Genomic DNA, 7,397 nt, shown 5'->3' with positions numbered 1-7,397 from the left:
ACCGGGCTTTCCATTTCGACCGTCGCCTTGTCGGTCATCATGTCGGCGATCTGGTCATCTTCCTCGATCCGGTCGCCTACCTTGACGTGCCAGGCGACAATCTCGGCCTCGGCGATACCTTCGCCGATATCGGGCAGGTTGAATGTGAAACGGGCCATTGCGGTTACTCGCTCATGATCTTGTCGATGGCCTCACCAATGCGGACGGGGCCTGGAAAATACGCCCATTCGAGGCTGTGCGGATAGGGGGTGTCGAAACCGGTCACGCGGTCGACCGGCGCTTCGAGGTGGTAGAAACAGCGCTCCGTCACCAGCGCGGACAATTCCGCGCCGAAGCCGGAAGTGCGCGTGGCCTCGTGGATGATCAGGCAGCGTCCGGTTTTTCGGACCGAGGTTTCGATCGCCTCGATATCCAGCGGCACCAGCGTGCGCAGGTCGATGATTTCGGCATCGACACCGCGGGCTTCGCACACTGCCTCCGCCACATGGACCATCGTGCCGTAAACCAGCACCGTCAGCGCCTCGCCTTCGCGCACGGTCCGCGCCTTACCCAGCGGGATCTTGTAATATCCCTCCGGCACCTGGCTATCCCGATGCTTTTTCCACGGTTCGACCGGCTTGTCGTAAAATCCCGTGAAGGGACCGTTATAGATTCGCTTGGGTTCGAAGAAGATGACCGGATCATTGTCCTCGATGGCGGAGATCAGCAAACCCTTGGCGTCGTGGGGGGTGGACGGGATCACTGTCTTGATGCCGGACACATGGGTGAACAGCGCCTCGGGGCTCTGGCTGTGTGTCTGCCCGCCGAAAATTCCGCCGCCAAAGGGAGAACGCACAGTCATCGGTGCGATATATTCGCCAGCCGAGCGGTACCGCAGCCGTGCCGCCTCGGAAATCAGCTGGTCGAGACCGGGATAGATGTAATCGGCGAACTGGATTTCCGGCACCGGGCGCAGGCCGTAAGCGCCCATTCCCACCGCCACGGCGATAATGCCGCATTCGGAGATCGGCGTATCGAACACCCGGGTCTTGCCGAATTTTTCCTGCAGACCCGCCGTGGCGCGGAACACGCCGCCGAAATAGCCGACGTCCTCACCCATGATGATGACGTCCGGATCGCGCTCGAGCATGATGGCAAGCGCCTCGTTGATCGCCTCGATCATGTTCAACCGGCGGGTGTCTTCGGTCACGACCGGCGCGTCATTGATGGTTTCCGGCGCGCTCATGGCTTGCGGCCCTCCGGCCATTTGACTTCGCGTTCGTGGATCGCCTGCGCGGCCTGTTCTTCCAGATGCCACGGCAGCGTTTCGAACACGTCTTCGAACATTGTGTGGAACGGATGATGCAGGCCGTGACCGAGAATGCCGTTCTTCTCGGCTTCCTTCGTGGCGGCTTTCACTTCTTCGGCGCAGGTGATGTCCATGGCTGCGTGGCGTTCCTCGTCCCATTCGCCCAGCGCGATCAGGTGCTTCTTGAGCCGGTTGACCGGATCACCCAGCGGCCATTCCTCGCCTTCATGGGCAGAGCGGTAGGCGCCCGGATCGTCGGAAGTCGAATGCCCCTCCGCGCGGTAGGTGAAATGTTCGATCAAGGTCGGTCCGGCATTGGACCGCGCCCGGTTTGCGGCCCAACGCTCTGCTGCATAGACAGCGAGCGGATCGTTTCCGTCCACGCGCAGGCCGGCTATTCCATAACCCAGTGCGCGGGCGGCAAATGTGGTCCGCTCCGCACCGGCAAAACCAGAGAAGCTCGATATCGCCCACTGGTTGTTGACAACATTGAGGATAACCGGTGCATTATACACCGCCGCAAAGGTGCAGGCGGAATGGAAGTCGCCCTCTGCCGTCGATCCTTCACCCAGCCAGGTGGCGGCAATGCGGGTATCCCCCTTGATCGCCGACGCCATCGCCCAGCCCACCGCCTGCGGCGTTTGCGTGGCGAGGTTGCCGCTAATCGAGAAGAAGGAATGTTCGCGGCTGGAATACATGATCGGGAGCTGGCGCCCCTTCAATTTATCGCCCTTGTTGGAATAGATCTGGTTGATCATTTCCACCAGCGGATAGCCGCGAGCAATCAATATGCCCTGCTGCCGGTAACTCGGGAAAACCATGTCGTCGGACGCCAGCGCCATTGCCGCTGAAATCGAGGTTGCTTCCTCGCCCGTGCACTTCATGTAGAAACTGGTCTTGCCCTGCCGCTGGCCGCGGTACATCCGTGCGTCGAAGGCACGGACCATCGCGAAATGCTGGAGCATCTGGCGCAGCGTAGCGGCATCCAGCTTCGGGTCCCACGGGCCATGCGCCCGGTTGTCTTCGCCCAGCACCCGTACGAGGTCGAGCGTCAGCGGTGCCGTTTCGGAAGCCTCGCACGCCTCGTCGGGCCGTGGCTGAACACCTGCCTCCGGGATGGTGAAGTGGGAGAAATCCACCTCGTCGCCGGGACGGTATTTTGGCTCGGGAACGTGGAGCGACAGCGCGGGCTTGTTGCTGCCCTGCGCGGTTCCATCTGCGGGCCTGTCGGCCATCTCGCTCTCTCCCACAATATGAAGCATTCTTACATACGTGTGTTATTTTATTTCAAAACCCGCGAGGCGTCAAGACGGACGGATCAGACCGCAATCGGTGCCTTCAATGCGCCTTGCGGGGCGTAATCCCGCACCTCGAAATGCTCAATCCGATAATCGAAAATCGTGTCGGGCCGCCCCATGATCTCAAGCGTCGGCGCGCCCGCCGGTTCCCGGGACAGCTGTTCTTCCACCAAGGCTTCGTGATTTAGATACAAATGTGTGTCGCCGCCCATCCAGACGAATTCGCCCGGGTCCAGATCGGTCTGCTGCGCGATCATCCGCTGCAGCAGCGCCGCCGACCACAGATTGAACGGCAAGCCGAGCGCGACATCGCAGCTACGCTGATAGAGCGCGCAATTGAGCCGCCCGTCGGCGACGTGGAATTGGTAGGTCTTGTGGCAGGGCGGCAGCGCCATCCGCTCCAGTTCCGCGACGTTCCAGCCTTCGATGATGTGCCGACGGCTCCCCGGATTGGTCAGCAGCGATTCGATCACCTGGGCCACCTGATTGATCCCGGCACCCTTGCGGAAAGCGCCCTGCCCGTCCGGCTCATAGGTCGGCCAATCGACCCATTGCTTGCCGTAAACCGGGCCGAGTTCGCCCCATTTGCGGGCGAATTCAGCGCTTTCCACGATACGGTCCGAAAATTCCTCCCGGCTGATGTCCTCCCCGGTTTCCCGGCGGTAGGTGTCGAGCGGCCAGTCGGTCCATATCTGTACGCCCTGCTGGCAAAGGGAACGGATATTGGTTTCCCCGGTCAGGAACCACAGCATTTCGCGCGTCGCGGTTTTCCAGTACACCCGCTTGGTCGTGAGCAGCGGCATCCGCCCGTCTGCCAGGTCAAACCGCAGCATCGCCCCGAAAACCGACCGCGTGCCCACGCCGGTACGATCGCGGCGCTCGCTGCCCTCTGTCCAGATGCGCCGCATCAGGTCGAGATATTGCCATTCGGGGTGCGGTTTTGTTTCCAGCATCCGTCGTTCCTAGCCGTGCAATTGCCGACTTGTCACCCCGCCGCTGCACGATTATAGCGCCGCCTTCATGCCGCCCCGGTCCCGAAGCATTACACGGGGCGGTTTCCGGTCGGGAAGTAGCTCAGCCTGGTAGAGCACTGCCTTCGGGAGGCAGGGGCCGGAGGTTCGAATCCTCTCTTCCCGACCAATTTTCCCGTATTTCGCTCGCGGTACAAGGCAAGGGTAGAACGACGCCCGGCCGACCGGACTATTGCGCCGCGGTTTCGCTGTCCGCGCTTTGTCTGGCGAGCCACCTGTCGACATGATCTTCCAGCACGCTCAGCGGCACCGCTCCATTTTCCAGCACCGTGTCATGGAACGCGCGCAAATCGAAATTCGAGCCGAGCGCATCACTTGCCCGTTGGCGCAATTCGCGAATTTTCAGCTCACCAATCTTGTAGGCCAGCGCCTGCCCCGGCCAGGTAATGTAACGATTGACCTCCGCATTCACATTGGCCGCGGACAAGGCGGTATTGTCGAGCATGTAGTCCACTGCGCGCTGCTTGCTCCAGCCCTTCGAATGGATGCCCGTGTCCACCACCAGCCGCGTTGCCCGCCACATTTCGTAACTGAGCCGCCCCATTTCCTTCGCGGGAGTGTCATACAGCCCCATTTCGATCCCGAGACGTTCGGAATAGAGGCCCCAGCCTTCGACGAACGCGGTGAAGAATGTGCCGTTGCGGCGCAGCGGATGAATGTCCAGTTCCTGCTGCAAGGCGATCTGGTGATGATGCCCGGGAACAGCTTCGTGCACCCCCAAGGCGGGCAGTTCCCACAGCGGCCTTTGATCCAGTTCGGTGGTGTTGACCCGGTATATGCCCGCCTGGCCGGTCTGCAGAGACCCTAGCTCGTAATAGGCGGTGGTATTGCCGGGCGCTTGCGCCGCCGGAATCGGCAGCACGGTATAGGGTTGGCGCGGCAATTTCCCGAACAGCCGCGGCATCCATCCGTCAATCTGCTTGGCCAGCGATCCGGCGGCCTGCATCAGTTCTTCCGGCGTTTTTGCGTAATATTGCGGATCGGTTCGCAGGTGCTGGATAAAGGCTTCACGGCTTTCGAAACCTGCCCCCGCGGCGACGGTTTCCATCTCGGCCCGGATGCGGGCAACTTCGCTCAGGCCCAGATTGTGAATTTGATCCGGGGTCAGTTCGGTCGTGGTATAATCAGCCACGCGATTGGCGTAATAAGCCGCGCCGTGAGGCGTTGCCGAAATGCCCACTTCCGTCCGGCAATTGGGGGCATATTCCGCCGCATAGAAATCGGCGAATTCCTGCAATGCGGGGAACACGCCTTGTTCAAGCGCTGTTTCTGCACGCGTTTTCAGCGCTGCCCAATCCTGTTCCGAGATTGTTGCCGGCCGCTTCGCGAACGGCTCCCACGACGGGGAATCCTCCGCTTGCGAGAAAATCTGGCCGGCGAGAGAGGCTTCGAACCCTTCCATAGCAATGCATGGCTGCGTCAGACCGCGCGCCACCGCCTCCCGCGTTCGGGAAAGCGCGGCGTCGTTATAGGCCGCAAACGCCTCGAGACGGGATACGTAGGATTGATAATCCGCCAAAGTGAAAAAGGGCGATCCGTGACTGAGCGATGCCGGTATGGAATACCACCCGCCGCGGTTCGTGAAGGTAATGTAGCGCGAATGATCGAATTCGGAACCCGCGATCGCATCTTCGAGGCCGCGCTTCACGACCGCGTAATCAACTGCCAGATCCTGTGGTAACGCTGCAATGTCGATCGCATTCAGGCGGGCGAGAAAAGCCCGGTTTTCCGCGATCGAAGCATCATAGGCACTGAGCGAATTATCGCCCAGTTTGCCGTCCCCGCGCCGGTCACCCACGCTGGTTGCCGTCAGCGGATTTTGATCCAGCGTATATTGCCAGATTTCCTCCCGCAATTCGGTATAATCATCAGCCGGAGCGGCATGGGCTGCTCCGCTGGCGGCAATGGCAAGAACGGCAGTGGCAAGCATCAATTTGAAGCGCATGGAGATTCCCTTTGCCGGCAGACTATGGAGAGAAAACCCGTCAGTCCAGTTTTGACGTTCGGGTCGATTGGGATATCCGAAGGAAATGACAACAACTCCGTCCGTGCTGTTCGTGTGCCTTGGCAATATCTGCCGGTCTCCCTTGGCAGAGGCGGCATTTCGCAAGGCGGCGGCAGAGGCTGGACTGGAGGCAATCGCCGATTCCGCCGGAACTGCGGCTTATCATATCGGCCGGCCACCTGATCCGCGCAGCATCACTACTGCCGCCCGGCGCGGGATCGATATACTCGGTTACCGGGGGCGCCAGATCTCGCCGGAAGATTATACAAGCTTCACCCATATCTACGCCCTCGACAGCGCTAATCTGCGCGATATCCGGCGGCGCGCGCCGGACGGCGCAACTGCGGAAATCGCCCTGCTGATGGATGTGATCGAAGGCCGGGAGGGGCAGCCGGTGATCGACCCCTATCACGGCGGTCAGGACGATTTCGAAGCGACCTGGGCCGATGTCAGCGCAGCTGCCGAAGCGTTGGTAGCGCGTCTGCTGACAGGCAGGGACTAACCCCCGCGCAGCATCTGGACGCCCCAGTCCCGCTCGAAAAGATACAGCAGCATCCGCGCCGCTTCGCCGCGAGGGCCGGACAACCCGCCGTCCCGTTCCATCAGCAGCCGCGCATCGTCATGGGCGAGTGGCAGCAACCGGGTGATCTGTTCCAGCGTAGCGACCCGGAACGGGGTATCGCCCGACTGACGGGTGCCGAGCAATTCGCCGCCGCCGCGCAGCCGCAAATCTTCCTCTGCCAGAAGGAACCCGTCCTGCGTCTCGCGCATCAAGGCAAGGCGTTCCCGGGCGGTTTCGGACATGGTCGAACCGCGCAGCAGCAGGCAGGTCGATTTCTCTGAACCACGCCCCACCCGGCCGCGTAACTGGTGCAATTGCGCGAGGCCGAACCGCTCCGCCTGTTCGATCACCATCAGGGTGGAGGCCGGAACATCGACCCCGACCTCGATCACAGTCGTGGCGACCAGCAATTTCGCGGCACCGCTGGCAAACCGCTCCATCGCGGCGTCCTTCATTTCCGGCTTCAACTGGCCGTGGACCAGCACCACTTCCTCGCCGAACCGCTCGCGCAGGTTGGCGTAGCGCGCTTCGGCGGCGGCGATGTCGTCGGTCTCATGATCCCGCACCATCGGGCAGACCCAATAGGCTTGCTGACCGGCAGCGATATGCCGCCCTACCGCTTCGACCACATCGGGCAGCCGTTCCTGCGCCACCACCCGCGTATCGATCGCCTGCCTGCCGGGCGGCATTTCGTCGAGACGGCTGACATCCATTTCGCCATACTGCGCCAGTGTCAGGGTGCGCGGGATCGGTGTCGCGGTCATCGCCAGAGTATGCGGTGTTCGCCGGCCCTTGCTGGCCAGCATCAGCCGCTGGGCGACGCCGAAGCGGTGCTGCTCGTCGATTACCACAAGGCCGAGATTGCGGTAATTGACCGTATCCTGGAATATCGCATGGGTTCCGACCACGATCTGGATGCTGCCGTCCATCAAACCCATCAGGATGGACTCCCGCGCCCGCCCCTTGTCGCGCCCGGTGAGAAGCGCAACCTGCGCACCCGTAGGTCCGGCCATGGTGCGCAGGGTCTCATAATGTTGGCGCGCCAGGATTTCGGTGGGCGCCAGCATAGCCGCCTGCGCTCCCGCCTCCACCGCGATCAGCATCGCTTCCAGCGCGACAACGGTCTTTCCCGCGCCCACATCGCCTTGCAGCAACCGCAGCATCGGCGCTTCCTGCTGCAGATCGCCTTCGATCTCGGCAATCGAGCGGGGCT

7 protein-coding genes and 1 tRNA gene are annotated in these 7,397 nt (G+C 61.8%); 2 read left to right on the top strand and 6 right to left on the bottom strand.

The features are described from left to right. The 4 genes from U0988_RS06580 to thyA form a co-directional block, all read right to left on the bottom strand. A partial coding sequence (locus U0988_RS06580) for a biotin/lipoyl-containing protein (protein WP_322291829.1) occupies positions 1-158 on the bottom strand: 158 nt, incomplete at its 3' end. Positions 159-163: 5 nt separating this feature from the next. Next, positions 164-1,225, bottom strand: coding sequence for an alpha-ketoacid dehydrogenase subunit beta (locus U0988_RS06575; RefSeq protein WP_322291828.1), 1,062 nt, complete (start codon positions 1,223-1,225; stop codon positions 164-166). After that, positions 1,222-2,523: a 3-methyl-2-oxobutanoate dehydrogenase (2-methylpropanoyl-transferring) subunit alpha gene (locus U0988_RS06570; protein WP_322291827.1), complete on the bottom strand. Its 1,302-nt coding sequence runs from the start codon at positions 2,521-2,523 to the stop codon at positions 1,222-1,224. The genes U0988_RS06575 and U0988_RS06570 overlap by 4 nt, the downstream gene beginning before the upstream one ends. Before the next feature lie 83 nt (positions 2,524-2,606). Then, positions 2,607-3,539: a thymidylate synthase gene (gene thyA / locus U0988_RS06565; protein ID WP_322291826.1), complete on the bottom strand. Its 933-nt coding sequence runs from the start codon at positions 3,537-3,539 to the stop codon at positions 2,607-2,609. Positions 3,540-3,649: 110 nt separating this feature from the next. Here thyA and U0988_RS06560 point away from each other — a divergent pair. Next, a tRNA-Pro gene (locus tag U0988_RS06560) sits at positions 3,650-3,726 on the top strand. A gap of 60 nt (positions 3,727-3,786) precedes the next feature. Here U0988_RS06560 and U0988_RS06555 read toward each other — a convergent pair. Further along, entirely contained in the window at positions 3,787-5,562 is a 1,776-nt protein-coding gene (locus U0988_RS06555) for a DUF885 domain-containing protein (RefSeq protein ID WP_322291825.1), read from the bottom strand. A gap of 85 nt (positions 5,563-5,647) precedes the next feature. On the opposite strand from U0988_RS06555, the gene U0988_RS06550 reads away from it, so the two are divergent. Continuing rightward, positions 5,648-6,124, top strand: a complete 477-nt coding sequence (locus tag U0988_RS06550) for a low molecular weight protein-tyrosine-phosphatase (protein ID WP_322291824.1) — start codon at positions 5,648-5,650, stop codon at positions 6,122-6,124. Here the strand turns inward: U0988_RS06550 and U0988_RS06545 are convergent. Beyond that, a partial coding sequence (locus U0988_RS06545) for an ATP-dependent DNA helicase RecG (RefSeq protein ID WP_322291823.1) occupies positions 6,121-7,397 on the bottom strand: 1,277 nt, incomplete at its 5' end. The genes U0988_RS06550 and U0988_RS06545 overlap by 4 nt on opposite strands.

Source organism: Allopontixanthobacter sp., assembly GCF_034376665.1.
Taxonomy (GTDB): Bacteria; Pseudomonadota; Alphaproteobacteria; order Sphingomonadales; family Sphingomonadaceae; genus Allopontixanthobacter.
The sequence above is the reverse complement of the archived record's forward strand: the minus strand, read 5'-3'. Positions and strand labels throughout refer to the sequence as shown.

What these genes read in the sequence shown, in the direction of transcription:
- U0988_RS06575 (WP_322291828.1), bottom strand. Translation starts at nt 1,225, where the DNA reads ATGAGCGCGCCGGAAACCATCAATGACGCGCCGGTCGTGACCGAAGAC.
- U0988_RS06570 (WP_322291827.1), bottom strand. Translation starts at nt 2,523, where the DNA reads ATGGCCGACAGGCCCGCAGATGGAACCGCGCAGGGCAGCAACAAGCCC.
- thyA (WP_322291826.1), bottom strand. Translation starts at nt 3,539, where the DNA reads ATGCTGGAAACAAAACCGCACCCCGAATGGCAATATCTCGACCTGATG.
- U0988_RS06555 (WP_322291825.1), bottom strand. Translation starts at nt 5,562, where the DNA reads ATGCGCTTCAAATTGATGCTTGCCACTGCCGTTCTTGCCATTGCCGCC.
- U0988_RS06550 (WP_322291824.1), top strand. Translation starts at nt 5,648, where the DNA reads ATGACAACAACTCCGTCCGTGCTGTTCGTGTGCCTTGGCAATATCTGC.